The sequence below is a fragment of the Deinococcus proteolyticus MRP genome (genome assembly GCF_000190555.1).
GTDB lineage: Bacteria > Deinococcota > Deinococci > Deinococcales > Deinococcaceae > Deinococcus > Deinococcus proteolyticus.
This window is the reverse complement of record NC_015161.1, coordinates 1,280,939-1,304,871: the sequence shown is the minus strand read 5'-3', so window position 1 is coordinate 1,304,871 and position 23,933 is coordinate 1,280,939. Positions and strand designations below refer to the sequence as shown.

Annotated in this window: 24 protein-coding genes; 8 read left to right on the top strand and 16 right to left on the bottom strand. The window is 67.0% G+C overall.

Annotated features, from left to right (window positions below):
- Positions 1 to 85 precede the first annotated feature (85 nt).
- Together DEIPR_RS06225 and murD are read right to left on the bottom strand one after the other, a co-directional pair.
- Positions 86 to 1,342, bottom strand: a complete 1,257-nt coding sequence (locus tag DEIPR_RS06225) for an FtsW/RodA/SpoVE family cell cycle protein (RefSeq protein WP_013614989.1) — start codon at positions 1,340 to 1,342, stop codon at positions 86 to 88.
- On the bottom strand, positions 1,339 to 2,736 hold the full coding sequence (murD, locus tag DEIPR_RS06220) for a UDP-N-acetylmuramoyl-L-alanine--D-glutamate ligase (RefSeq protein WP_013614988.1): 1,398 nt from the start codon (positions 2,734 to 2,736) through the stop codon (positions 1,339 to 1,341). The genes DEIPR_RS06225 and murD overlap by 4 nt, the downstream gene beginning before the upstream one ends.
- A 178-nt stretch (positions 2,737 to 2,914) precedes the next feature.
- Here murD and DEIPR_RS06215 point away from each other — a divergent pair, with 178 nt between their 5' ends.
- Positions 2,915 to 4,324: an AI-2E family transporter gene (locus DEIPR_RS06215; protein WP_013614987.1), complete on the top strand. Its 1,410-nt coding sequence runs from the start codon at positions 2,915 to 2,917 to the stop codon at positions 4,322 to 4,324.
- Positions 4,325 to 4,400: 76 nt separating this feature from the next.
- Here the strand turns inward: DEIPR_RS06215 and DEIPR_RS06210 are convergent, their stop codons facing one another.
- Together DEIPR_RS06210 and DEIPR_RS06205 are read right to left on the bottom strand one after the other, a co-directional pair.
- Complete coding sequence (locus tag DEIPR_RS06210) at positions 4,401 to 5,396, bottom strand: inorganic phosphate transporter (RefSeq protein WP_013614986.1); 996 nt, start codon at positions 5,394 to 5,396, stop codon at positions 4,401 to 4,403.
- Between the two features lie 19 nt (positions 5,397 to 5,415).
- Positions 5,416 to 6,051 (bottom strand): DUF47 domain-containing protein, encoded by a 636-nt coding sequence (locus DEIPR_RS06205; protein ID WP_013614985.1) that lies wholly within the window; start codon positions 6,049 to 6,051, stop codon positions 5,416 to 5,418.
- A gap of 153 nt (positions 6,052 to 6,204) precedes the next feature.
- Between DEIPR_RS06205 and DEIPR_RS06200 the strand changes: the two genes are divergently transcribed.
- Positions 6,205 to 6,780, top strand: a complete 576-nt coding sequence (locus DEIPR_RS06200) for a hypothetical protein (RefSeq protein ID WP_013614984.1) — start codon at positions 6,205 to 6,207, stop codon at positions 6,778 to 6,780.
- 132 nt (positions 6,781 to 6,912) lie between these two features.
- On the opposite strand, the gene DEIPR_RS06195 is transcribed toward DEIPR_RS06200, so the two are convergent.
- From DEIPR_RS06195 to DEIPR_RS06165, 7 genes are all read right to left on the bottom strand, one after another.
- Entirely contained in the window at positions 6,913 to 8,148 is a 1,236-nt protein-coding gene (locus DEIPR_RS06195) for an acyl-CoA dehydrogenase family protein (RefSeq protein ID WP_013614983.1), read from the bottom strand.
- 158 nt (positions 8,149 to 8,306) lie between these two features.
- Positions 8,307 to 9,986, bottom strand: coding sequence for an acyl-CoA carboxylase subunit beta (locus DEIPR_RS06190; protein WP_013614982.1), 1,680 nt, complete (start codon positions 9,984 to 9,986; stop codon positions 8,307 to 8,309).
- 73 nt (positions 9,987 to 10,059) lie between these two features.
- Positions 10,060 to 10,710 (bottom strand): hypothetical protein, encoded by a 651-nt coding sequence (locus tag DEIPR_RS06185; RefSeq protein ID WP_013614981.1) that lies wholly within the window; start codon positions 10,708 to 10,710, stop codon positions 10,060 to 10,062.
- An 87-nt stretch (positions 10,711 to 10,797) separates the two neighbouring features.
- Complete coding sequence (locus DEIPR_RS06180) at positions 10,798 to 11,940, bottom strand: cytochrome P450 (protein WP_013614980.1); 1,143 nt, start codon at positions 11,938 to 11,940, stop codon at positions 10,798 to 10,800.
- Positions 11,941 to 11,949: 9 nt separating this feature from the next.
- Positions 11,950 to 12,726, bottom strand: coding sequence for a hypothetical protein (locus tag DEIPR_RS06175; protein WP_148231791.1), 777 nt, complete (start codon positions 12,724 to 12,726; stop codon positions 11,950 to 11,952).
- Positions 12,727 to 12,851: 125 nt separating this feature from the next.
- A complete protein-coding gene (locus tag DEIPR_RS06170; RefSeq protein WP_013614978.1) occupies positions 12,852 to 13,496 on the bottom strand; it encodes a CoA transferase subunit B in 645 nt (214 codons plus the stop codon).
- On the bottom strand, positions 13,493 to 14,191 hold the full coding sequence (locus DEIPR_RS06165) for a CoA transferase subunit A (protein WP_013614977.1): 699 nt from the start codon (positions 14,189 to 14,191) through the stop codon (positions 13,493 to 13,495). Before DEIPR_RS06165 ends, DEIPR_RS06170 begins: the two co-directional genes overlap by 4 nt.
- 130 nt (positions 14,192 to 14,321) lie before the next feature.
- On the opposite strand from DEIPR_RS06165, the gene DEIPR_RS06160 reads away from it, so the two are divergent.
- The 6 genes from DEIPR_RS06160 to DEIPR_RS06140 all read left to right on the top strand — a co-directional run bounded on the left by DEIPR_RS06160 (position 14,322) and on the right by DEIPR_RS06140 (position 19,454).
- Complete coding sequence (locus tag DEIPR_RS06160; RefSeq protein WP_041221973.1) at positions 14,322 to 15,371, top strand: DNA double-strand break repair nuclease NurA; 1,050 nt, start codon at positions 14,322 to 14,324, stop codon at positions 15,369 to 15,371.
- Positions 15,371 to 16,000, top strand: coding sequence for a Type 1 glutamine amidotransferase-like domain-containing protein (locus tag DEIPR_RS06155; RefSeq protein ID WP_013614975.1), 630 nt, complete (start codon positions 15,371 to 15,373; stop codon positions 15,998 to 16,000). Before DEIPR_RS06160 ends, DEIPR_RS06155 begins: the two co-directional genes overlap by 1 nt.
- Before the next feature lie 150 nt (positions 16,001 to 16,150).
- Complete coding sequence (locus tag DEIPR_RS06150) at positions 16,151 to 17,929, top strand: ATP-binding protein (RefSeq protein WP_148231905.1); 1,779 nt, start codon at positions 16,151 to 16,153, stop codon at positions 17,927 to 17,929.
- The gene (locus DEIPR_RS14805) at positions 17,926 to 18,006 is read left to right on the top strand and encodes an alpha/beta hydrolase (protein WP_326493044.1); all 81 of its coding nucleotides are present in this window, start codon (positions 17,926 to 17,928) and stop codon (positions 18,004 to 18,006) included. Before DEIPR_RS06150 ends, DEIPR_RS14805 begins: the two co-directional genes overlap by 4 nt.
- A 25-nt stretch (positions 18,007 to 18,031) precedes the next feature.
- Complete coding sequence (locus DEIPR_RS06145; RefSeq protein ID WP_326493021.1) at positions 18,032 to 18,541, top strand: RBBP9/YdeN family alpha/beta hydrolase; 510 nt, start codon at positions 18,032 to 18,034, stop codon at positions 18,539 to 18,541.
- Between the two features lie 40 nt (positions 18,542 to 18,581).
- Positions 18,582 to 19,454, top strand: coding sequence for a DMT family transporter (locus DEIPR_RS06140; RefSeq protein WP_013614973.1), 873 nt, complete (start codon positions 18,582 to 18,584; stop codon positions 19,452 to 19,454).
- A gap of 20 nt (positions 19,455 to 19,474) precedes the next feature.
- On the opposite strand, the gene DEIPR_RS06135 is transcribed toward DEIPR_RS06140, so the two are convergent.
- The 5 genes from DEIPR_RS06135 to DEIPR_RS06115 form a co-directional block, all read right to left on the bottom strand.
- Positions 19,475 to 20,314: an ion transporter gene (locus DEIPR_RS06135; protein ID WP_013614972.1), complete on the bottom strand. Its 840-nt coding sequence runs from the start codon at positions 20,312 to 20,314 to the stop codon at positions 19,475 to 19,477.
- 3 nt (positions 20,315 to 20,317) lie between these two features.
- Complete coding sequence (locus DEIPR_RS06130; protein ID WP_013614971.1) at positions 20,318 to 21,478, bottom strand: glutathionylspermidine synthase family protein; 1,161 nt, start codon at positions 21,476 to 21,478, stop codon at positions 20,318 to 20,320.
- 6 nt (positions 21,479 to 21,484) lie between these two features.
- Complete coding sequence (locus DEIPR_RS06125) at positions 21,485 to 22,006, bottom strand: hypothetical protein (RefSeq protein ID WP_013614970.1); 522 nt, start codon at positions 22,004 to 22,006, stop codon at positions 21,485 to 21,487.
- A 206-nt stretch (positions 22,007 to 22,212) separates the two neighbouring features.
- On the bottom strand, positions 22,213 to 23,133 hold the full coding sequence (gene holA / locus DEIPR_RS06120) for a DNA polymerase III subunit delta (protein WP_013614969.1): 921 nt from the start codon (positions 23,131 to 23,133) through the stop codon (positions 22,213 to 22,215).
- 108 nt (positions 23,134 to 23,241) lie between these two features.
- Positions 23,242 to 23,799, bottom strand: a complete 558-nt coding sequence (locus tag DEIPR_RS06115; RefSeq protein ID WP_013614968.1) for a hypothetical protein — start codon at positions 23,797 to 23,799, stop codon at positions 23,242 to 23,244.
- Positions 23,800 to 23,933 lie beyond the last annotated feature (134 nt).

The following is a 23,933-nucleotide window of genomic DNA, read 5'->3' as shown; positions in this document are numbered from 1 at the left end:
GCCTGCTGCCACGCAGACAGCCGCATGAACAATAAGGAAGCAGGCCGCCTGTATGTAGGCGGCCTGCTTCCTTACACAAGACCGTTCACGAGGAGATGGGCCGGCGCGGCGTCAGGGAAATGGTGGCCTCTTCCCCTTCCCGGTCTTCCCATTCCTCTTCCTCCCAGGACTCTTGCGGTTCTTCCGGCTGCTCCGCTTCTTCCAGCTGTTGGGCCGCTGGCGCCGCCATGGCTGGCCCGCTTTGGCGTGCGGCGGCCTGCTGCTGCAGCATCCGTGCCTGTCCCCGGTTCACCTCGCGCTGCGCCGAGTGGATGATGCCTAGCGCCGCGCCCATCACCAGCATGGATGAGAACCCGTAGCTGACCAGCGGCAGCGGAATTCCCGTTACCGGGAAGAAGCCCACCGCCACGGCCAGGTTAATCATGGCCTGGCCCACAATCAGGAACATACAGCCCACGGCCAACACTGCGGCACCGTGCACCGAGGGGGTCAGTGGCCGTACGCGGGCGGCTTGCTGAGCAATCTTCAGCGAGGAATGCACAATCAGCCAGTAGGCGAACAGTAGGGTGAGCACCCCGATAAAGCCCAGGCTGAAGCCTATGGACGAAATCACCAGGTCGGTGTGGGCGGCAAACAAGTCGAAGCGCGGCGCATCCGGCCCCAGGCCCCACAGGCCGCCGTTGCTGAGGTCGCGGTGGGCTTTGCCAATCTGGTCCAGGCCCTGTTCCAGCACCTGCTCGCGCTCGGTGTGCCCGAAGAGGCGCTCCTGAATGTAGGGATGGCGTTCCAGATACACGCTGATAAACGGCAGGCTCAGCAGCCCCAGCGTGAGCAGCAGCGCCGCAATATTGGTGATGCGGACGCCCGCCGAGTACATCACCACGATGCCCAGTGCGAAGGTGAGCACGCTGGTGCCCAAGTCCGGTTCCAGCAAAATCAGTAGGGTGGTGACCAGAATCATGGCGGTGGCGCTAAGCAGCTTCTTGTATACGCCCCGGCGGGCGAAGAACGAGGCCAGCTGCAGCACCAGCCCCAGCTTGGCGAGCTCCGACGGCTGAAAACGCACCGGCCCGAAGTCCAGCCAGCGGCGGGTGCCGGTGCTCTCCTCGGTGCCCACCCCGACGAACAGCACCAGCACCAGCAGGACCAGCGAGCCCAGCCACAGCCACACGCCGCCTTTCAGGAACACCTGGGGCCGCACCCGGGCAACCCCGAAGGTCACCCCCAGGCACAGCAGCGCCTTGAGGCCGTGGTCCAGCGCCTTGGTAGGTTCGGCGGCAGCTACGCCGACCAGCCCCAGCACCAGCAGCAGAATCTGGGCCACCAGCAGCGGCAGGTTCATGGCTGCGCCTCGGGCCCGCCGAGTTGCGCGTTCAGCCACTCCTGTACCGCTGCCCGGAAAGCCGCGCCGCGCTCCTGGTAGTTGGCGAACAGGTCAAAGGACGTACCGATAGGAGCCAGCAGCACCGTGCCCTCGGTGGCCTGCCCCTCACCGGCCTGCCCCTCGCTGGCCTGCAGGTGGGTCATGGCCTGCGCGACCGCCTCGGACATGGCGGCCGCGCCTTCCGCAGCGCTGACGGTGCTGTAGGGCAGCCCTAGCGCCTGTGCGAAGCGGGGGCCATCCTCGCCGTAAGCGACCACGTGCTGTACGCGGCCCTGCGCCGCCTCACGCAGCGGGGCCAGCTCGGCGCCTTTGTCGCGCCCGCCGACAATCCACACCACCGGCGGGCGGGCCTGCTCCAGGGCAGACTGCACGGCGATGGTGCGGGTGGCGATGGAATCCTCAATAAAGCGCACGCCGCGCCAGCGTCCCACTTCCTCGAAGCGCCCGGCAATGGGCCGGGCCTGCCGCAGCGCCTGGGCCAGCGTGCCTGCCAGGTCGGGGACAGTGCGGCCCAGGCGCTGCAAGGTCGCCTCGGCGGCCAGCACGGCGGCGGCGGCGTTGGCAGGATGAATACCGCTAGGCAGCTCGGCCGGGTCCAGCACCGGGGTGCCGTCTGCCAGCGCGATACGGGCCGGGTCGAAGTGCCGGACCTGCGGGCGGGCCAGCAGTGGGCGCAGGTGCTCGCCGCCCAGGGTCGCTGCCGGCGGCAGCAGCAGCAGGTCGCCCGGCTGCTGCCCGTCGGCAATATGGAGTTTGGCCGCGTGATAGCTCTCTACGTTGCCGTGGCGGTCCAGGTGGTCCACGCCCAGATTGGTGATGACGGCCACCGGAAAGCGGGTGTTGGCCACGCGCTCCAGCTGAAAGCTGCTCAGCTCCACCACCGCCACCTCGCAGTGGTCAATCACGTCCAGCAGCGGAGGGTCGATGTTGCCGCCTTCCTGCGCCTTTACTCCGGCGGCCCGCAGCAGCTGCGCGGTCAGGGTGGTGGTGCCGCCTTTGCCGGCGGTGCCTGTCACGCCCACCAGGGTCACGCTGGGGCGCATTCGGGCCGCCAGCGCCACTTCCCCGGTAATCTCTGCGCCGGCAGCCGCCAGAGCCAGCAGGTCGGGGTGGTCAATCGGCACGCCGGGGGCCGCCACCACCGTGCGGTAAGAGCGGTCCAGGCGGCCGGGCGCCCAGCCCAGCTGCTGCATCAGCGCGTGGTCCTCCTGTCCGGGGCGGGCGTCCAGCCACTCGGCCTGCAGGCCCTGAGCGTGCAGGAAGCGGGCCACCCCGCGCCCGCTGCGGCCCAGGCCGTAAATCAGCCAGGGCGGATTGGAGGAAAAGGAGTCTTGCGGCCTGCGGTCAGTCACAGCGCCTATGTTACGCGCCTTCGGTGGGGGAGAGGTGGGCACGGGCGGCGCCCTGCTGGGGCCGGGAGCGGGCTCAACTGGGGCGGGCAGCGTCTGCCCGCTGGTTTTCCGTGCTTCTGCCCTGCGGACAAGTGTAAGGAATACCCCTTTGTCCCATTCTTCTGGCAAGATGAGCCTCATGAATCCTTCCAACATCCGGGTGGTCAACCTGCTGCCGTCGGCTCTGGCCGTGCTGGGTGTCATCCTGGCGCTGTATTTCTTCAGTCAGGTCAGCGCGTCGCTGATGGCCGTGACGCTGGCCGTGCTGCTGGCCTCGGCCCTCAATCCGGTGGTGCTGTTTTTCGAGCGCTGGATGCCGCGCGGCTTTGCGGCGCTGTTCTCGGTCCTGCTGCTGCTGGGCGGCTTTATCGGACTGGGGGCGCTCGCCATGCCGCCCATCGTGGAGCAGCTGGGCTCGGTGAACCTGCCGGGAACCGTGGGCGAGGCGCAGGCGCAGCTGGAAAAACTCGCGCAGCGCTACCCGCAGCTGTCGCCCCTGGTGCAGCCGGAGCGGGTCGAGCAGTTCCAGGCGCAGCTGACCGAGTGGCTGAGCGCCTCTGCCGGGTCGCTGCTGGACTGGGCGGTCAAGGCCGTGGGCCTGGTCTTTACCGGCCTGATTACGCTGGTGATGGTGATTTTGGCGCTGAGTAGCCCCGCGCCGCTGATTGGCGGCGTGCTGGGGGCCTTTCCGCCGCAGCACCGCACCAAAGCGGCCCGCGCCCTGGCACAGATTCTGGTGCAGATGGGCGCCTGGGGCCGCGCCACCCTGACCATCATGCTGGCGACCGGAGCCATCATGGCGGCGGGGCTGTATTTCCTGGGCGTCAAGAACTGGCTGGTGTTCGGCGTGCTCTCGGCGCTGGGCGAACTGATTCCCAACATCGGCCCGATTGTCTCCAGTGGCCTGCCGGTGCTGTTCACCGCCGCCGAAGACCCGCAAAAGGCGCTGTACGTCGCCATTTTTGCGCTGGTGTTCCAGCAGCTGGAGGGTGCGGTGTTGGCCCCCTTCCTGCTGGGCGGCGCCGGCCGGATGCATCCGCTGTCGGTCACGGTGGGCGTGCTGCTGTTCGGTAGCGTGTTCGGCATCGTGGGGGCTTTTCTCACCGTGCCGTTCCTGATTGTGATCAAGGCGGTGTACGAGCACTTCTATCTGGCCGGCAACCCCCGCCCCGAACTGACCGACGAGGTGGCCCAGGCGCTGATTCGCGGCGACGTGGGCGAAGAACTGGCCAGGGAACAGGAGCGCGAGGACATCCTGAAAGAGCAGCGCGAAAAGGCCGCCAAGGCCGAAGCCGAGGCCCAGAAATCTCAGCCCGGCAGCGCGGAAAAGAAACTCTCGATGCAGGAGGTGGAGCAGATGCTGACGGCCGGCGGCGATGCCCAGGAGCGCCAACCCGCCCAGCAGAGCCCGCTAGCACAGCAGAGCCAGCCCGCCCCGCAGGCGATCAGCGCGGCTCCCGCCGTGCAGGTGATTTCCAGCTCGCCTGCGGCCGCGCTGTCCAGGCCGGAAACCGGGCCAGCCGCAGCGGAGCCGGACCAGCACCGCTGACGCCGGGGAGGCAGGCGGCGAAAAGCGGGTGGGCTTTCCCAGCTGGGAGGCCCGCCCGCCGCATGGGAGCAGAAGCTCAGCTCAGCAGCCCGACGAGTCGGTACATGGCCCAGCCCAGCGCCAGGCAGGTCGGAATGGTGAAAATCCAGGCCTGCACGATTTTGCCGGCCACCTGCCACTTCACTTTCTTAAAGCCCTTGGTGGTGCCCACCCCCATGATGGAGCTGGAAATGGTGTGGGTGGTGCTGACCGGGATACCCAGGGTAGAGGCGCCGTCGATAATCAGCGCGGCGCTCGTTTCGGCCACGAAGCCATCGACCGGCTTGAGGTCCACCACCTTGAACCCCATCGTCTTGATGATGCGCCAGCCGCCCATGGCGGTGCCCAGACCCATGGCCGTGGCAGCCGAGAGAATCACCCACAGCGGCACGTGGTCGTACTGCGTGCCGAAATAGGCGCTCAGCGCGAAGGTGATGATGCCCATCGTCTTCTGGGCGTCATTGCGGCCGTGCGAGTAGGCCATGAACGCCGCGCTCAGAATTTGCAGCACCCGGAAATTGCGTGTCACGGCGGCCGGTTTCATCCAGCGCAGAAACAGCCAGGACACGAGCGCCATCAGGATAATAGGCGTGACGAAGCCCAGGATGGGGCTGTAAAACAGGCCCTGCAGAGTCTTGATGACGCCCTTGGGAATAATGATGTCCCAGCCGCCGGCCGCGACCCCGGCCCCCACCAGGCTGAAAATCAGCGCATGGCTGGAGCTGCTGGGCAGGCCCTTCCACCAGGTGAACAGGTTCCAGATGATGGCGCTCACCAGGGCGGCGCCGACCAGTTCCAGCGTGGCGTACTCCTGCGGCACGATGTCCGAGCTGATGGTCTTGGCGACGGCGGTGCCGGTCAGCGCGCCGACCACGTTCAGCACGGCGGCCATGGCGATGGCCTGCTGCGGGGTCAGTACGCGGGTGGCGACCGAGGTGGCGATGGCGTTGGCGGTGTCGTGAAAGCCGTTGATAAAATCGAAAATCAGCGCCAGCGTGACAATGGCGATCAGGCCGAGAAGAGCCGGTTCCATAAAGTTCTCCGCCGCTCCCTTACGCGTTTTTCAGCAGAATGTGTTCGACCGTTTTGGCGACCCGCTGCGCCTGGTCGGTGGCGTTTTCCAGCAGTTCCACGATCTCACCCGAGCGCATCGCCAGAATCATCTGCGGCACTTCGGTCACGCCGGTATACAGGCCGCGCGCCACCTCGTCCCCGATGGCGTCGGCTTCGCCTTCCAGGCGGCGAATCTGCACGGCCAGGTCACGCAGCTGCGCCACCTGCCGGGGGTCTTCGATCATCCCCAGGCCCTGGGCCAGCAGCGCACACTGCCCTTCCAGCACGCGGGCCAGCTGCGCCATCTGCGGCAGCGGGCGCTCGATGGCATACAGGCTCAGCTTGCGGGCGGCTTCTTCCATGTCGTCCACCAGGTCGTCCAGCTCGTGGTTCAGGGCCAGGATGTCCTCGCGGTCGAACGGCACGATAAACGACTCGGCCAGCAGGTTGGTCAGTTCGCCGGCAATCCGGTCGCCCTCGTGTTCCAGGTCCAGCACGCGCTGAACTTTGCGGTCCACGTCGGTGTAGTTCTCCAGCAGGTCCACCAGGGCCTGAGCGGTGGCGTGGGCGTTGCCTGCACTCTCGGCAAACTTGGCGGCGAATTTGGGGTTTTGGGGCATGAATTTGGACAGCATGGTTTACACTCCTGACCGGCCCAGTATGTCAGGGGAATGTCAGCTGTGTCATGTGGACGCTGGGGCGAAGGGTCGCAGCCACTGAAAGCGTCCCTTCGGGACGGCACTGCCCGGCCTCATCTGCCGTCAGCTGGGAGCTGTCAGGGTGGCGGTATGCCTATACTGCTCCGCCGTCCGGTCCGTACCCTGGCCCTGGCCCTCGCTGCCTTGTCCGGTCTCCTGTGCGCTGGAAACGGGCTGGCAGGGACAGCTGGCCTGCACATTTTCCAGACCAAATCCGGCCAGCAGATTTATACGACAGTTGCTCCGGCCCGGGGCGTAGCAGTGCGTGGCAACCGGCTATATTACCGCCAGAACACCAATCTGAACGGCCGCGTGCTGTTCGATGCCGACCAGTACGGTAAGACGTCCGTCCTGCTCGGCGCGGCGCTGGGCCGGCAGGATGAGGTCTATATCCTCGCCAACCTGGCAAAAGGGGACCAGAGCGAAAGCACCGTGCTCAGGGTCAGAATCAGCGACGGTCTGGTGCTGAACAAGCTGCCCCTGCGCGTGCTGGGTCTGGACAATGTCTCGCCGGCCGGGTTCGCGTATGACCAGTCCACCGGTGCGTTAAAGGTGCGGGCTGGGCGGGGATACACGGTGCGGAGCGGCATTCCTTCTTCACGCAGCGGAACCTTCTGGGTCAGGGTGGCGGGCAAGCCCAGCATCGTCCGGGAGCAGCTGGACTGAGTAGGCGCAGTAGGGGGTAGGCCCAATTTAAGTAGGCACAGTTCGAGTAGGCCCGGCTTCCTGAAAACCGCAGGCACAGGGCAGCGGGAAGGAGAATGGCACCCTCCTTCCCGCTGCCCTGTATGTTTTCGCTTAGTCCTCGAAGCGCTTGAGCACGTCGCGGCTGATCACCAAGCGCTGCACTTCGTCGGTGCCTTCCCCGATACGGGTCAGGCGGTTGTCGCGCCAGAAGCGCTCGACGGGATATTCCTTGATGTAGCCGTAGCCGCCCAGCATCTGAATCGCTTCGTCGCAGGCTTCCACGCCCACCACGGTGGCGTAGTACTTGGCGCGGGCCACCGGAATGGTAAAGGGCTGCCCGGCGTCCTTGAGGTCGGCGGCCTTGCGGATGAGGAGCCGGGCCGCTTCCAGCTTGGTGTCCATCTCGGCCAGGCGGAAGGCGATGTTCTGGTTGTAGGCCAGCGGCTTGCCGAACTGCTCGCGCTCCAGGGTGTAGCGGGCAGCGTATTCGAAGGCGGCGCGGCCCAGGCCCAGGCCCATCGCCCCGATACCCACGCGGCCACCGTCCAGCACGCGCATCACATCCTTAAAGGCGTTGCCGCGCTCGCCCAGCAGGGCTTCTGCGGGCAGGTGAATGTCCTCGAAAATCAGCTGCGCCGTGTCGCTGGAACGCAGACCCAGCTTGTCTTCCTTGCGGCCGATGCTGAAGCCCTGCACCTCGTCGCGGTTAAAGACAAAGGCGCTGATGCCGTCGTTCTTGCCCTTGCCCTCGCGGGGCGGGTCGGTGCGGGCCAGAATCACATAGGTGCCGCCCACGCTGCCCTGGGTAATGAAGTTCTTGGAACCGTTCAGAATCCAGCTGCCGTCCGGTTGCTCCTTGGCATTGGTCTGCAGGCCAGCGCTATCCGACCCGCTGCCGGGCTCGGTCAGGCCCCAGGCGCCCAGCTTCCTGGCACTCGCCAGGTCGGGCAGGAACTTCTGCTTTTGCTCCTCGGTGCCGCCAATCAGGATGTGGCCCTGGCACAGCGAGTTGTGCGAGGCCACTGTTAGGCACAGCGAGCCGTCCACCACGGCGATTTCCTCGATAATCTGCGCGAAGGTGGCGGTGTCCAGCTCTGCGCCGCCGTACTTCTCGGGGGTCTGGGCCCCCATGATGCCCATTTCGCCCAGTTCACGGACCAGGTCCATTGGGAATTCGCCGGTCTGGTCGCGCTCGGCGGCGCCGGGCTCTACCTTGTTTTTCAGGAAGGAGCGCAGGGCCGAGATGATGGTGCGCTGGTCTTCGTTGAACGGCTGGACATTGGGATTCTGTCCCAGGGCGTCGGGGGCGGTGTCGGGACGGGCGGAACGTTCTGCGGTGCTGGTCATGGGATTTACCTCCAGTAGGGGAAAAAGCTAGGAAAGGGATGCAGGGCGCTGGGGCGAGGGCGGGGCACCCGAGTTTCGGCGCCGGGGCCGCCGGGGCGCAAAGCCGCCGGGGCCTTTGGCCTGCCCAACCTCCGGGCAGCCCCGCTTCAGCGCAGGCGTCATACCTGAAACACCCCCACACGCAGCTCCTCTTGCTTGGGATTTTGCGCGCAGGCTTCCAGGGACCGAATCAGGCGAGCGCGGGTGTCGTTCGGTGCGATGATTTCGTCCACCCACAGCCGGGCGGCGGCATAACGGGGGTCCAGTTCGGTGTCGTACTTGGCCTTGACCTCGTCGTACAGGCGTTGCAGCTCCTCGTCGTCCGGGGCGTGGCCGCTGCGCCTGAGCGCCGCCAGCTGGATGTCCAGCAGCGTCTTGGCGGCCGCGTTGCCGCTCATCACAGCGTATTTGGCACTGGGCCACGCGAAGATGAAACGGGGGCCATACGCTTTGCCGTTCATGGCATAGTTGCCGGCCCCAAAACTGCCGCCGGTGATGATGGTGATTTTGGGCACCACACTGTTGCTCACCGCATTCACCAGCTTGGCTCCCCGGCGGATGATGCCTTCTTGCTCGGAATCGCGGCCCACCATGAAGCCGGTCACGTCGCTCAGGAAGACGAGCGGCACGCCGGCCTGGTTGGCGTCCAGAATGAAGCGGGCCGCTTTGTCGGCCGAGTCGCCGTAAATCACGCCGCCCACCTCAATGCGGGTGGTCAGGCCTGGCACGCCGCCGGCCTTCATCTTCTTCTTGATGACGGTGCGCTGGTTGGCCACGAACGCCGCCGGAAACCCGCCCACCCGCGCAAAGCCGCAGACGATGGTTTCGCCGTATTCGGGCTTGAACTCGTGGAACTCGCCCCCATCCACAATGGACGTAATCAGGTCGCGCACGTCGTAGGTCTTGGCGCCGTCAAAGCCCACCAGCTCGGTGAGATCGCGTGCAGGCGGCTCCTGAACCTCTGCGGCGGGCGTGCGCCGCCGGGCAAACGGAGCAGGGTCGCCCTGGGCATACAGTCCGGCCAGCGAGCGAATCCGCCGCAGGGCGCTTTCATCGTCCGGCTCCTTGTAGTCCACCGTGCCGGCGATACTGGCGTGCATGTCGGCACCGCCAAGTTCCTCGCTGTCCACCACCTGCCCGATGGCAGCCTTGACCAGCGCTGGCCCGGCCAGATACAGCCCGGAGCCTTCGGTCATGATCAGCGTGTCGCACATCACCGGCAGGTATGCGCCGCCCGCCACGCAGTTGCCCATAATCGCGGCAATCTGGGGAATGCCCTGGGCCGACATCCGGGCATTCAGATAAAACACCCGCCCGAAGTCATCCTGGTCGGGGAAAATCTCGTCCTGCATCGGCAGGTAGACGCCCGCCGAGTCCACCAGATAGACGGTGGGCAGGTGATTTTCTAGGGCGATGGTCTGCGCCCGAATCACCTTTTTGGCTGTGATAGGAAAGAAGGCCCCCGCCTTGACGGTGGCGTCGTTGGCAATAATCATCCAGGGCCGCCCGCCGATGTGGCCGATGCCGGTGACCGTGCCGCCGCTGGGGCAGCCGCCTACGTCCTCATACATGCCGTAGCCGGCGAAGGTCATCAGCTCGTCGAACTCGCTGCCCCCGTCCAGCAACAGGCTGATGCGCTCACGGGCCGTCAGGCGGCCCTTGTCGTGTTGTCGCTGCTGCGCTTTCGGGCCGCCCCCCGCCCGCACCGTTGCGGCGCTGCTTTGCCAGTCCTGCAAAGCCTGCGGCCACGACGCGGTCGGGGGCTGCGCGGCCCCTGCGCCCGAAGTCTCTGATTTCATGTGTGAAGCGAGTGTAGCAAAAAGGCCCGCTGGGGAGGCTGAAGCTCTCCGGCGGGCCGTGGGGATGTGTAAGTCAGCGGCGCAGCAGTTCAGCAGCGTTCAGCTGCAGGGTGCTGAAATCAGGGTGGGTTTGCAGGGTCTGCGCTGCGAGCCCACTGCTCAGGCGCTGGGCAGCCAGGTGGTTGGCCTGCTGCTGCAAGGCGGCCTGGGCCTGCGCCGTGGCGGGTTTCTCGGTGGAGACCTGCACCAGGACAAATGCGCCGGTGCTCAGCACGTTGCCTGCGGCGTCGGTTATGCCCGCCAAGCCCGCAAAGATAGGGTGGCCCTGATAGCTCCCCAGCTGGTTGTCGCTGTCCTGGCCGACCAGGTAGGGCCTGACATTGCTACTGGTGTCCTGCGTAAAGGCCACTTCCAGCCGTCCCGTACCACTGATAGGTCCCAGCAGGGCTCCACCCTGACGGGTCTGGGCTTCGTTGCTGTATGCGCCTACGGCAACGCGGCCGTAGCCTCCCTGGACCTCGTCCACGAACAGCGCAGCTCCACTCTGTTCAATGGTGCCGTTGGCTCCCTCGTCATACGCGTAGCCCCACACGCCCTGGTAAAGGGTGATGGCCGGCTTGGGCTGTGGTGCGGGCTGCGGTTGGGGAGCTGGGGTGCCGCCACCACAGGCGGACAGGCTCAGGCCAAGCACCAGCGTGCCGAGGACAAAGACAGGTTTTTGCATGGCTGTCAGTCTAGGCGAAGGTTGAGAAGAACATGAGCAAATCTGCGCCTCCCTGGGCTGAGATTGTGTGGGACAGTGGCCCTGCCCTTAGGCCCTCTCTACCCACAGTGGCCCCTCCGGGCCCAGCGTGAGCCCAGGCAGGGGCGCGGCGTTGCCGGCCAGGGCGCGTAGCGGCGGCAGGGCCGCCAGCGTTTCGCCGAGCAGCAGGTTCGCCAGGTGCATGCCCAGGCAGGTGCGCTCTCCACCGCCGAACGGCAGATAGGCCCAGGCCGGGGGTTTCTGTGCCCAGCGCTGCGGGCGGAAGGTGTCCGGGTCTTCCCACAGCGCCGGGTCGCGGTGGGTGAGATAAGTGGAATACAGGGCCAGCGTGCCGGCGGGGAGGGTGTGTCCGTGCCAGTTCAGGTCGCAGCCCAGGCGGCGGCTGCCCATCCAGCCGGGAGGATACAGCCGCAGCACTTCTTTGATGACCGCCGGGTGCTGCTCGGGGGTCTGCAGGTCCGGGCGCTGCGCCAGCGCCCACACCGCGTAGGCCAGGGCGTGGGTGGTCGTGTCGTGCGCCGCTGCGAGACTGACACGGGTGTCTTCCATCCAGCCGGGCTGCTGAACGAGTGCAGTCAGCAGGTCGGGGCGGGAGCGCGTGGCGCGGGCGCGGCCCAGGCGCAGCAGCTCGCGGCGCACGGCGGCCAGGGTGGCGGGACGCGGCAGCAGCGGCGCGGGAAAGGGTCGGCGCAGCGGGGCCAGGAAGCGGGCCAGCAGCGCGTCATCAAATTCACCGGCGAAGTAGGCCGTATTCAGCAACTGGCGCACGGTGGTGTCGGCCCAGGCGAGGGCATCGGTCGGGCCTGCCGGAAAGGGGGAGAGGCGGCGGCGTAGGGCGTCCGTCATGCCGGCCAGCGCCGCCCGCGAGAAACCGGGATTCAGCTTGCTGCGCCGGTCTGCGTGCTCCGGTGCGTCGGTCACGATGACGCCGCCATTGAGGTACGGCACCAGGCTGGAGAAACTGCCCCGGCTGCGGAAAGTTGCCGGGCCAGTCAGGACGGCGCGGTTCCACTCCGGCGAGAACCCCACCACGGCGGGCCGGCCCAGCTGCAAGGTGAACAGGTCCAGCCCGGCGGCGCGGGCCGCGCCGGCTCCGGCGTCCAGCAGCGCCAGCGGGGCAGCGCCCCACTCCGGCAGGTGTCCCAGCGCCGGTGGCACGTAAGGGTTCAGGGGCGGGCAGGGCAAAGTCACCCGCCCAGGCTAGCGCCCCGTAAAGTTCGCGGCCAGCTCGGGTGGGAGTTCGGGGAGCACCGGCCAGACACTGTCCAGCTCCGGCTCTGGCCACAGCCGTGGCGTGTACGAGGTGCCCTGCGGCTGAGTCAGGTAGCCCGCCGTGCGTGTCCAGGGAGTCAGCTTGCGGTGGTCGCCGGCGCTAAACACGGCGCTGTACGTGCGGCCTCTACCCGGCTGTCCCTGCTCGGCCAGAAACATCACAATCAGCGGCCGGCTGGCCTGGAAGCTGAATGGGCGCGTGCAGTGCGTCACAGCGGCATCCACGTCTCCGATTCGGAAGTCGGCGGGCAGCTCAGCACGTCCTGGCACCTGCTCTGGGTGTTTGCTCCAGACATTTTGTCCAGCAAAGCCCTGCATTTCGCCGGAGGATTTTAAGTAGGTGTCGGTGTAGGCCATGCCCCGGCAGTCCACCTGCACGGGCGGCCAGAGGGCCAGGGCCAGACAGCCCGCCAGCCACAGCCAGGAGGCCGCAGGCGCGTGCCGCAGGTGTGCGGCCACCGTGCGCCAGTCCCGCCAGACGAGGCTCAGCAGCAGCAACGCAGGCAGTGCGGCGAGCACCACAAACGGGAAGCCAAAGGGCAGCGGATTATTGGGGCTGAGGGCCATGCCGCCATAAGCCCAGGCAGCCCAGACCAGCCACAGCGTCAGTCCGATCAGCAGGACCGCGCCGACCGAGCGGCCCAGTGCCGTCTGCTGCCCACTGGCGGCGGCCCAGGCCCACATTCCAGCGAGAGCGGTGATCACCAGAAGGGGCCACGGTGCGCCCCAGAGAAACCACATCGCAAGGTAGCCAGCGAGGAGAGCCAGAAAAGGCCACAGACGGCACATGGCTCCACTCTGGCCCGCTTGCGCCTTCACCCGCTGCGCGCTTACTCCAGTACCTCCGCGCCCGTCTTCCCCCGCAGTTCTTCCAGGGTCACGCCGGGGGCCAGTTCTGCCAGCCGCAGCCCATCTGGGGTGACGTCCAGCACGCCCAGGTCGGTGATGATGCGGTCCACCACGCCCTTGCCGGTCAGCGGGAGGGTGCATTCCTTCAGAATCTTGTGGGCGTCCCCCTTGGCGACGTGCTCCATCAGCACCACCACGCGCTGCACGCCCGCCACCAGGTCCATCGCGCCGCCCATGCCCTTGACCATCTTGCCGGGAATCATCCAGTTGGCGAGGTCACCGGTTTCAGACACCTGCATGGCCCCCAGAATGGCGAGGTTCACATGCCCGCCGCGAATCATGGCAAACGACTCGGCAGAATGAAAGAAGCTGGCCCCCGGCAAGGCCGTGACCGTCTGCTTGCCTGCATTAATCAGGTCGGGGTCTACCTCGTCCTCGGCGGGAAAAGGGCCGATGCCCAGCAGCCCGTTTTCCGACTGCAGCCACACGTCCATGCCCTCGGGGATATGGTTGGCGACCAGCGTGGGTAGGCCGATGCCCAGGTTCACGTAGAAGCCGTCTTGCAGTTCCTGCGCGGCGCGCTGCGCCATCTCTTCACGGGTCCAGCCTTTTGTCGCTTGGGTCATGAGCTCCTCACCGTCCTTTGCTCGATGCGTTTTTCGGGATTCGGGTTCAGCACCAGCCGCTGCACATAGATGCCGGGGGTGTCAATCTCGTCGGGGTCCAGCATGCCGACTTCCACGATTTCCTCCACTTCGGCCACCGTCACGCGGCCACAGGCGGCGGCGAGCGGGTTAAAGTTCTGCGCCGTCTTGCGGTACACCAGATTGCCGGCGCGGTCCGCCTTCCAGGCTTTGACCAGGCCCACATCGGCCCGGATACCGCGCTCCAGAATGTAGGTTTCGCCGTCGAACTCCTGATGCTCCTTGCCCTCGGCCACCACGGTGCCCACGCCCGTGCGGGTGTAGAAGCCCGCAATGCCTGCGCCGCCCGCCCGCATCCGCTCAGCCAGCGTGCCCTGTGGGGTGAATTCCAGTTCCAGCTCGCCCGCGAGGTACTGCCGCTCGAATTCCTTGTTCTCGCCCACGTAGCTGCTCACCATCTTGCGAATCTGGCGGGTTTCCAGCAGCAGGCCCAGGCCCCAGCCGTCCACGCCCGCGTTGTTGCTGACCGCCGTGAGGTCACGCACGCCGCTGTCATGCAGCGCCAGAATCAGCGCCTCGGGAATGCCGCACAGCCCAAAGCCGCCCACGGCTACGGTTTGCCCATCTGCCACGACTCCGTTAAGAGCCGCCGCAGCGCTCGGATATAACTTGTCCATGTGCCGGCCATTGTAACGGCCCGGTGCTGCCGGGGAAACTGTTTACGGCGAAAGAGCAGAATAATATCAGGGGATTATGCTCCTGACGTATTACGTCCCAGACAGACTTTTCCGCGCTACACTGGCGTTTATGCGTATTCGTCTGGACCCCTGGCCGGTGGACACCCACAGCGCTCAGCTCACGCTGACGCCGTTTAAGGGGAACGTGTTCGACGTGGAAGGCGAGTGGCGGGCGGTGGCACCCAGACCGCTGCCCCACAGTCTGCGCCGCGTGCTGGTGGTGGACGGCAAGCCCCGCATGGAAGCGCGGCTGCTGCTGGAAGACGACCGCCAGGAGCTGAGTGTGGCCGGCTTCGGAGCCTACGCGGTGGGGGCGGTAGACCTGTGCCCGCACGGCACCCGGCAGGCCCGCTTTCACGGCGTAGAAGCGCGGCGGCTGCTGGCGCACAGCGGCGACCTGCGCCTGAGCGCCGAGGAACTGATTCCCAAAAACCCCCAGACCGGCCACCTGATCTACGACCCGCTGCACTTCAGGGGCACCGACGTGCTGGGTGCCCAGGCCGCCATCCAAAAGGCCATGCTGGACGCCGAGCGGGCGCTGGCTGCCGCGCTGGCCTCGGCATTGCCGCTGGACGAGGAAGACCCGGACATGTCGCCCGACACGCTGGTGCTGCAAGACGGCCCGGTGCGCGTGGGCGAGCAGGGCCGCGCCGTGCTGGGCTATATCAAGAGCCTGCACACCGATTACCTGGGCGCCGACCGCAACCCGCTGCTGCGCGACCTGAAGTGCGGCGAGCGCACGCCTATCCTGCGCTTTACCGTGGGCGACACCGGCGAGGGAAGCGGGGGAGGCAGCGGTGGGCGTGAGCAGCGCTTTACCTGGTTCGTGCGCCTGGCCAGCGCCGAGTTCTACCAGCACCCGCTGGCCGGGGTGATGCGGCTGGAAATGCACGCCCCCGAAGACGTGGACTTCGTGCCGCGTGCAGTGCGCGACATTGCCGACCTGTCGGGCACGCTGCTGTGCCGTCTGGGCAGTGTCCCCCACAAGGACGGCCGCGCCCCGCAGAACCTGGTGCCCACCGCCGCGCTGGAGCAGGAGATGGGCCGCCGCCTGGGCAACGCCGAGCTGGTCACCCGCCGTATCCGTGCCCACCTGGCTGGGCAGCGCGTCCGCGCCTGATGACCCGCCAGCTGTTCTTGCTGGGCGGGATGAGTGCGCTGGACGCCTTCACGCCCCCCTGGCTGAAGGTCTGCGGGGAGCGCGTCGCCGTGCTTTCCTATGCCCTCAGCGAAAAGCACGCGGCCCTGTACCGTGACCTCTGGGCGGGCCGGCAGGTGGAGTTCGTAGCTCCAGACGAAGAAAGTGGAACCCTGGACCTGGACCTGGACTGGGCGGCGGCGGCCATTGCCGGTGCTTCGGCCATCTTCGTGGCAGGCGGCGACACGTCCCGCTATCACGACCTGTACGGCACTGGTCCACTGCGTGAGCTGATTTGCACTCGCTACCGCTCCGGCGTGCCTTACGCAGGGGTGTCGGCGGGGGCGCTGCTGGCGCTGGAGCAGTGCCTGATTCCGGGCCAGGACAGCGGCGTGCCCGACCGCTTCGGCCCCGGCCTGGGCCTGTTGCCGGGCACGCTGCTGGGCGTTCACTTTGCCGAGTGGGGCGGCGCCGCCACCCTGCACCGGCACCTGCGCGCGCGCCACATGGCCACCGGCTGGGGCCTGGACGACTGCGTGACCCTGCATTTCCGTGACGAGGCGGAGCCGGTCAGCTATGGTGGCTCTGCTTTCCTGATACGCCTCTCCTGAGTTCACCGTTTTCGCCCCCGCCCCCGCCGTTCCCTGGAGTATCCCATGACCCATTCCGACCCCGCCGCTTTTGCCCACGACTCTGTTCCCGCTGCCAGCGCCGGCGACACTCCCGCTGCCACCACCGACAACACCACCATCGGCCTGGTGATGGGCACCGAGGACGCCACCCCGACGGGGTTCTGGTTCGCTGTGCTGCCCGGCGCTTCGGTGCAGATGGATGACCTGGTGGCCGTGCAGACCACCAAGCCGGACGGCCAGCCGGTCAGGTTTTTCGGCATCGTGGACCATGTGCGGACCCGGCACGAGGGTGTCAAGTTCGATTCCGACGTGCAGGACGTGATAGAGGGCATTCTGCCGGCCAGTGTGAGCTACGCGGCGCGGGTGCTGGTCACGCGGGTGGACCCAGAAGACTTTATTCCGCCGCAGCCCGGCGACCCGGTGCGGCACGCGGTGGGCGACGAACTCGCGCTGGCCCTGAGCGCCGACAAGATGGACTACACCTTTGCCGGCGGCCTGCTGAGCGACGGGCAGGTGCTGCCGGTCAACTACCAGTTCGTGAACGGTGAGCAGGGCGGCCACATCAACATCTCCGGCATTTCCGGCGTGGCGACCAAGACCAGTTACGCCCTCTTTTTGCTGCATTCCATCTTTCAGGGTGCCGTGCTGCAACAGCGCCACGAGGGCCACAACACGCGTGCGCTGATTTTTAATGTGAAGGGCGAAGACCTGCTGTTTCTGGACCAGCCCAATGCGCGGGTGGAAGATAAAGAAAGCGCGGTCAGCGCCCGCAAGGGCTTCGGCGCTCAGGGCCGCTACGCCCGGCTGGGCTTGCCGCAGCGGCCCTTTCAGAACGTGCAGTTTCTGGCCCCGCCGCGCTCGGCCGGCGGCGACGCCATCGTGCCGGATGTGGCGCAGCGTTCGGGCGGCGTCACGGCCTTCGTGTTCTCGCTGCGCGAGTTCTGTGAGCGGCGGATGCTGGCCTACGTGTTCTCGGACGCGGGCAGCAGCCTGAATCTGGGCTTCGTGATCGGCAACGTGGAGGAGCGGCTCTTCCGGATGGCGCAGGAGCAAAAAGGCAGTGGCACCGGTCTGACCGTGTCCGACTGGCACCCCGAGGAGGGCAGCGAGATTCCCGAAGACCTGGAGTTCGGCGCGCTGGGTGGCATCACCATTACCCGCTTCGACCAGCTGATTTCGTATATCGAATACAAGCTGCTGGAAGAAAACGACGGCGAGGGCGACAAAAAATGGGTGCAGAAGCAGAACCCCGGCACGCTGCGGGCCTTTATTCGGCGCATGCGCGGGGTACAGAAGTACCTCAGCCCGCTGATTCGGGGGGACCTGAGCCGTGAGCAGGCCGACCTTTACCGCCCCGACGTGCTGAAGGCCGGTATCCAGACCACGGTGGTGGATATTCACAGTCTCAGCGGCCCGGCGCAGATGTTCGCGGTGGGGGTGCTGCTGCGCGAGGTGTTCGAGCACAAGGAAAAGGTGGGCCGCCAGGACACGGTGTTCGTGGTGCTGGACGAGCTGAACAAGTATGCTCCCCGCGACGGCGACAGCCCCATCAAGGACGTGCTGCTGGACATTGCCGAGCGTGGCCGTAGCCTGGGCATCATCCTGATCGGGGCGCAGCAGACCGCCTCGGAGGTGGAGCGGCGCATCGTGTCCAACGCCGCTATCCGGGTGGTGGGCCGGCTGGACATGGCCGAAGCCGAGCGGCCCGAATACCGCTTCTTGCCGCAGAGCTTCCGGCAGCGGGCCGGCATCCTGCAGCCCGGCACCATGCTGGTCAGCCAGCCGGATGTGCCCAACCCGGTGCTGGTCAATTACCCCTTCCCGGCCTGGGCCACCCGCCGCGACGAGGTCAAGGCCGCCGACGAGCGCCCGGCAGCGGAGGTGGGCGCAGATTGGCTGGGGCTATGAGCGAACCCACCTACGTCATCATTCCCGGTTACGGCGACTCCGGCCCTGGGCACTGGCAAAGCCTCTGGGAGCCGTAGCTGCCCTCGGTACGGGTGCGGCAAGATGACCCCGAAGACCCCTTGGCCGCTGCCCTGGGCGGCGCGGCTGGAGGAAGTGATAGCGGCCACCCCTGGCCCGCTGGTGCGGGTGGCCCACTCGTGCGGAGTGCTTACCGTGCTCATCTGGGCGCGGGAGTCCCCGGTGCCGGAGCGGGTGCGCGGCGCTTTTCTGGTGGCCCCGCCCGACGCCGAGCAGCCGAACATGGCTCAGCTCTACCCCAAAGTGCGCCGCATGGCTCCGGTGCCGCTGGACCCCTTGCCGTTTTCGGTGCTGGTGGTGTCGAGTACCGATGACCCGGTGGTGTCGCCCGCCCGCGCCGAGGCGTTTGCAGCGGCCTGGTGCGCAGACTTGGTCTGGGCGGGCAGCGGGCATCTGAACACGGCCAGCGGGCACGATGAGTGGCCGGAAGGCCGGGCGCTGCTGGCGGAGTTCGTGGCAGATCTGGGGCTTGTCCAGGGTAGGCGGCGGGGAGGCTCCGCAAGCAAGGCGACTATCCGGAGTGGCCTGATCTAAGAGCGGCAACTGCGGCTGACACTCTCTATACTCGCTCTCTATGACCCGCCAGGACCTGATGATTTGGCTCACGCTGTCCTTCGTCTGGGGAGCCTCGTTCATCCTGATCAAAGTGGCGGGCGAGAGCTTCCCGCCGCTGTGGGTGGCGCTGCTGCGCTCCTGCTTTGGGGCGGCGGTGCTGTGGGCCGCGTTCCGGTGGCGCCGGGAAGCCTGGCCCCCGCGTGAGCTGCTGGTGCCTCTTGTCCTGGCGGCGCTGCTCAACAATGCCCTGCCCTGGACCCTCTTTCCCTGGGGAGAAGAAACGGTCAGTTCGGGCATCGCTTCCATTCTCAATGCGGCCACGCCCCTGTTTAGCCTGGGCATTGCGCTGGCAGTGCGGGACGCTCAGGCCACAGTCTGGGTGGGTCTGGGCGTGCTGATTGGCTTGCTGGGCGTGGGCCTGACAGTTTCGGGCAGCCTGGCTGGGGGACATGCCACCGCGCTGGGTGTGCAGCTTGTTCTGCTGGCGACGCTCAGCTACGCAGTGGCAACGGCCCTTTCCAAGCGGTACTTGCAGGGGGTCAGCGCCCTGAGTCTGGCGACCTCGCAGCTGAGCCTTTCGGCGCTGATGCTGCTGCCTCTGGCCCTGCTGACTGAGTGGCCCTCACAGGTCAGCGCCGCCTCGCTGGCTGGGGCGGCGGCGCTTGGGGTATTTGGCTCCGGGCTGGCGTATCTGCTGTTTTACACCTTGTTGGCCCGCACTTCGGCCACCCAGACCACCGCTATCACCTACTCGCTGCCGGTGTGGGGTCTTTTCTGGGGCTATCTGGCGGGCGAGCGCTTTGGCCTGTTGCCACTGCTGGGCGTCGTGGTGGTGGTGGCGGGATTGGTGCTGCTGAACTGGCAGCCTGGGCCGCGCCGGGCAGCCGCCTGACAGGGTCCAGGCTGCCAGGGTTACGGCAATTTCTCTCCGCAGTGGGGGCAAAAGCAGTACGGCGTGGCCTGCGACTGTTCGCGCCGGGCCTCTTCTTCGCGCAGGCGTGACAGCTCGTCGGCAAAGCTGCTGGCGACCATGCCAGCCGGCAGGGCCACCATCCCTACCCCGAACAGCATGATGACCCCAGCGGCCAGCTTGCCCAGGCCGGTCGCGGGGTACACATCGCCGTAGCCAGTCGTGGTCAGCGTGACCACCGCCCACCACAGCGCTTCGGGAATACTGCCGTAGCCTTCGGTGCCGGCCGCCGACTCGACCTGGTACAGCACGCTGGCCGCGATAAAGACCAGCACAGTGGCAATCAGGACCGTGGTCAGCAGTTCGCCGGCCCGCTGGAGGATGACCCGCCCGATCAGAAGCAGCGAATCCGAGTAGCGCCCGAGCCGCAGCAGCGAGAGCAGCTTGAGGAGCCTCAGCCCACGCAGGCTGACCAGCGCCGCATTGCCGGGGACCAGCAGCGCGGCAATCACAATCAGGTCAATCAGCGGCATGGGTTGCAGGGCGTAGCGCAGGTGGCCGCGCCATCCTGGGGGCAGGCCGGGACGCAGCGGCGTGACATACAGCCGCGCCAGGTATTCCAGCCCGAAGATCAGGGCGCACAGCAGATCGAATGTCCGGATCAGGGGGCCGTAGGTCTGCGCCACTTCCGGTACTGTGCCCAGCACCATCACGCCCACATTCATCAGGATGAGTGCCCCCAGCAGGGCGTTGAACAGTTGCTCAGCTGGCCCGCCGCCGTCACTGGGATCCAGGAACGAGTACAGCTTTTGCTGGAAGGTCGGAGGCCACGTCCTGTTCACCCTTCAGTCCTCCACCCAGTGCGGCGCGAAGCTGGCGCGGTTGTCGGTCACGCGCCCGCGCCCCTCGCGGATACCCAGGCCGCAGACCTCGCTGCCCGCTGCCCATACCCCCAGCACCGGATAACGTGGGCCATCGGGGGCGGTGAAGGTGGGCAGCTCGGTGTAGGCCTGCTCCATCAGGGGGTAACCGGCGTAGTCGCCCGGCGTCATGGCGGCGCCGGGAAGGATGACGTTCTGGCCTTCGCGGGAGTACAGCGGCTTTTGCACCGCCGGGCCCTGCAGGGTGCCGGGGGTCAGGCTGGCAGGCAGAATGTGCGGGTCGTCCGGGTACAGCTCGTGCAGCAGCGCCAGCAGGCCCTTGGAGCTGGTGACCGCCTTCCACAGCGGCTCGATAAAGCGGGTCTGGGTGCGGGCCAGCGCTTCGCCGTCGCGGGCGTCCCAGGCGAACTCGAAGGGCCACAGCCACATCAGTTGCCGGATGGGACGCGGCCAGCCGTCCAGCAGGTACGGCTCGCCGGGGGCCAGCCCCAGGGCATCCACCTCCAGAAAGGTGCTGTGGATCCCCGCTGCATTCGCCAGTTCGCGCAGGTAGGTCACGGTCGCCAGGTCCTCATCAATCGGCGCGGAGCTGAAGGTCACTTCCTGCAGGCCCCGCGCCGCTTGCAGGTGGGCCCACTGCTCGCCCAGCGCCTCGTGAATGGTGTTCCATTGTCCGCTGGTCGCCGGCAGCTCACCCGCTGCTTGGCGGTCTTCCAGCCACTGCCACTGGCATACTGCCGCTTCCAGCAGGCTGGTAGGGGTCTGGCCGTTCACCTCCAGCAGCTGCGGCGCTTCGCCGGGGCGGTAGGCCAGGTCCAGCCGCAGGTACACGCTGGGGTCGTCGCGTTCCCACGACTCGCGCACCGCCTCTTCCATAAAGTTAGGAATACCCAGCTCGGCCAGGCGGCCGTGCGTCATGGCGTATTCTGTCGCGGCCAGCACGCAGTCTGTCAGGTGCTGGCTGGCTCCCTCCAGCGCGGTGATTTCAGTGCGCGTAAAGCTGTAGCCAGCGTCCTCGGCCCAGTAGGGGACCGGGTGCTCGGGCACAGCGCCGTGCCACAGCATGCCTACCGCTTCCAGGCGTGCTTGCCAGCCGGGACGCGGCGCGAATGTCCGGCGTTTCATCCGCGCTCAGCCGCCGAAAGAGCCGCCCGTGCGGTTGCCGTTGGTGCCCGGCACGATGATGCGCGGCGGGGTAGAGGAGCGGCTGGCGGAATTGGTGGGCGGTGTGCTGCGGGTGGCGCTGCCGGTGCCGGTGCTGCTACCCGGGGTGCCCGTGTTGCCGCTGCCCCGCGTGCCGGTGGAAAAGCCCCCACGCGAAATCTGCGGGGCCTGAAAGCGCCCGGTCAGCCGGCCACTGCGGTCCACCTGGTAGCCACTGCGGCTGGAGCTGCCGTCCGCGTTGTAGCCCACCACCCGGCCCAGACCCCCGCCCCAGAAAAAGAACCACGGGCCGTAGTAGCCGCCTGCCGTCTGGTTGCGCGTGCACGGATTCTGCATGCCCTGGTCAATGTATTTCTGGTTGGCCTGCACGCACTCCTCGTAGGTGGCATACGAGTTGCGCTGGTAGTCGTTCACGTTCCCCGCCGGGGAGGAACACGACGCCATCAGCGCCGGCAGGGCGGCCAGCAGCGGCAGGTGAAACTTCTTCATCGCCTTACAGTACGCGGCCAGTGTGCAGGAAGTTCCGCCTGGGATGACATAAGAACAGGCCCCGGGGTGAAGTCACTGTTCTGCGCTGCCTTGGCGCTGTTGCCCCTGGGAAGAGCACGGAGCTTCTCAGCGGTCTGTGGAAAAGGTGCCTATCGGGGAGCTGGCGTCTGGCAGCTGGCGACTGGCCGGATATCCTGTCGGACGCCTCAGCGGCTCAGCTCAATCATCAGCCGCTGCAAAGTCCGCGCCGGGTCGTGGCCGCGCTTGAGGTCCAGGTCGGCCCCCGCGATGCGGGCCAGGTGGCGGCGAATCTTGGCCTCATCCAACCGGCGGGCCACCGCCAAAGCTTTTTTGACCGGGTAGGGTTTGGCTCCCAGCCGGCTGGCCGCCGCGCCCTCACTCACCTGCCCGCCCGAGTCGGCCAGCAGCCCCACGCAGCGGGCAATCAGGCTGTACTGCCACACCACGGCGCCCAGCAGGCGAAAGGGGTCCTCGCCGCCGCGCAGCAGCCGGCCCAGCTGCTCCAGAGCCAGCGCTGGCCGCCCGGCCGTGGCGGCGTCCAGCATGGCGAAGGAGTCGCCGGCCCGTTCACGGCCCACCACCTCCTGCACCGTCTCCGCGTCCAGACGGGTGCCGGCAGGCAGGAACTTCAGTTTGTTCAGCTCGCCGGCTATTCCGGTCAGGTCGGTGCCGAACACGTCGGCCAGGTAGCTTGCCGCGTCTTTTTCCAGCTTCAGCCCCTGCTTTTTGGCGTAGGGCACCAGCCAGCCCAGCACGTCTCCGGGGCGCTGGGGGTTGGGGCTGCGAATCAGTTCGCCGTGCGCTTCGTACACTTTGGCGCGGGTCGGCGGGGCCGTGGTGTCCAGCACCAGCGCGGGGGCCTGCGCCCCGGCCAGCAGTTCCATCAGCTCCTTGCCCGGCTTGACCCCGCTCAGGTCCACAATCACCCCGCCGCCGCCGAAGAGGCTGGGCGCCAGCAGTGGTTCCAGGCTCTCGGGCGTGACCTCCTCGCCGCTCAGCCGGGTCAGCTCGGCGCGGTTGATGCCGTGCTCCTCCGCCCAGTCGCGCAGCGCCAGTTCGGCCAGAAAAGGATGTCCGCTAAATGCTGCCAGCACGCGAATCAGCATAACCGGCGCGGACTGGGCGCAGCGTGAGGCCGCTTGCCTGCGCTGCTACACTCACAGAAAAACCCCAGCCGGAGCTGGGGCACAGGGCGCAGAAGAGGTCTGTGCGGCTCAGCGAATCACCTGAATCGAGTTCACCAGGTTGCGCACGGCGACTTCGTTGGCCTTGTAGCCGTCGGTGCTGCTGTCGATGGTCACCACCATGGGCCGGTTGCCCACCGAGGTCATCAGCTGCTCCAAGCGGCGCTCGGTGCCGTTCTTGCCGGGCAGGGTCATCACGAACTGGGCCCACTGGTTGCCCCCGGCGCGCACGATGTCGGCGTTCAGGGTTTTGATGCCGGGCAGCTGACGGCGCAGCACGGTGGGGTACTGGGTCAGCAGCGAGGTGATTTCATTCGGGCGCAGGGTCGAGCTGCGGTACTCCAGCGAAATGGTCACTTTGCGGTCGCGGGTCACGAACACGGCGTCGGGACGGGTGGCGGCGTTCTGGAAGGCGCGGGCAATCCCGGCCTCGCTCAGAATCAGAAAGCGGTTGTCTTTCTGAATGCTCACGGGCAGCCCGGTGCTCTGACGGGCAGCGGGCCGGCTCTGGCTGGTGGCCTGGGCCAGGGCGGGAGCGCCGAACGCTCCCAGCGCGGCGGCAGTCATCACGATATGGCTAACTTTCATACTTCACAGCTTAGCGGCTGGGCCTGACGGCGGTGTGAAGCAGGGATGAGGGGGCTGGGGCGCAGTCACGGAAAACCCCCACGCCGGCAGCCGGGCGTGGGGGAGAGCAGCGGAGGAAAAGGGGAGAAGGAAAG

Coding starts and splice junctions, on each gene's coding strand:
- DEIPR_RS06225 (WP_013614989.1), bottom strand. CDS start 1,342: ATGAACCTGCCGCTGCTGGTGGCCCAGATTCTGCTGCTGGTGCTGGGG.
- DEIPR_RS06215 (WP_013614987.1), top strand. CDS start 2,915: ATGAATCCTTCCAACATCCGGGTGGTCAACCTGCTGCCGTCGGCTCTG.
- DEIPR_RS06210 (WP_013614986.1), bottom strand. CDS start 5,396: ATGGAACCGGCTCTTCTCGGCCTGATCGCCATTGTCACGCTGGCGCTG.
- DEIPR_RS06205 (WP_013614985.1), bottom strand. CDS start 6,051: ATGCTGTCCAAATTCATGCCCCAAAACCCCAAATTCGCCGCCAAGTTT.
- DEIPR_RS06200 (WP_013614984.1), top strand. CDS start 6,205: ATGCCTATACTGCTCCGCCGTCCGGTCCGTACCCTGGCCCTGGCCCTC.
- DEIPR_RS06195 (WP_013614983.1), bottom strand. CDS start 8,148: ATGACCAGCACCGCAGAACGTTCCGCCCGTCCCGACACCGCCCCCGAC.
- DEIPR_RS06190 (WP_013614982.1), bottom strand. CDS start 9,986: ATGAAATCAGAGACTTCGGGCGCAGGGGCCGCGCAGCCCCCGACCGCG.
- DEIPR_RS06185 (WP_013614981.1), bottom strand. CDS start 10,710: ATGCAAAAACCTGTCTTTGTCCTCGGCACGCTGGTGCTTGGCCTGAGC.
- DEIPR_RS06170 (WP_013614978.1), bottom strand. CDS start 13,496: ATGACCCAAGCGACAAAAGGCTGGACCCGTGAAGAGATGGCGCAGCGC.
- DEIPR_RS06165 (WP_013614977.1), bottom strand. CDS start 14,191: ATGGACAAGTTATATCCGAGCGCTGCGGCGGCTCTTAACGGAGTCGTG.
- DEIPR_RS06160 (WP_041221973.1), top strand. CDS start 14,322: ATGCGTATTCGTCTGGACCCCTGGCCGGTGGACACCCACAGCGCTCAG.
- DEIPR_RS06155 (WP_013614975.1), top strand. CDS start 15,371: ATGACCCGCCAGCTGTTCTTGCTGGGCGGGATGAGTGCGCTGGACGCC.
- DEIPR_RS06150 (WP_148231905.1), top strand. CDS start 16,151: ATGGGCACCGAGGACGCCACCCCGACGGGGTTCTGGTTCGCTGTGCTG.
- DEIPR_RS14805 (WP_326493044.1), top strand. CDS start 17,926: ATGAGCGAACCCACCTACGTCATCATTCCCGGTTACGGCGACTCCGGC.
- DEIPR_RS06145 (WP_326493021.1), top strand. CDS start 18,032: ATGACCCCGAAGACCCCTTGGCCGCTGCCCTGGGCGGCGCGGCTGGAG.
- DEIPR_RS06140 (WP_013614973.1), top strand. CDS start 18,582: ATGACCCGCCAGGACCTGATGATTTGGCTCACGCTGTCCTTCGTCTGG.
- DEIPR_RS06130 (WP_013614971.1), bottom strand. CDS start 21,478: ATGAAACGCCGGACATTCGCGCCGCGTCCCGGCTGGCAAGCACGCCTG.
- DEIPR_RS06125 (WP_013614970.1), bottom strand. CDS start 22,006: ATGAAGAAGTTTCACCTGCCGCTGCTGGCCGCCCTGCCGGCGCTGATG.
- holA (WP_013614969.1), bottom strand. CDS start 23,133: ATGCTGATTCGCGTGCTGGCAGCATTTAGCGGACATCCTTTTCTGGCC.
- DEIPR_RS06115 (WP_013614968.1), bottom strand. CDS start 23,799: ATGAAAGTTAGCCATATCGTGATGACTGCCGCCGCGCTGGGAGCGTTC.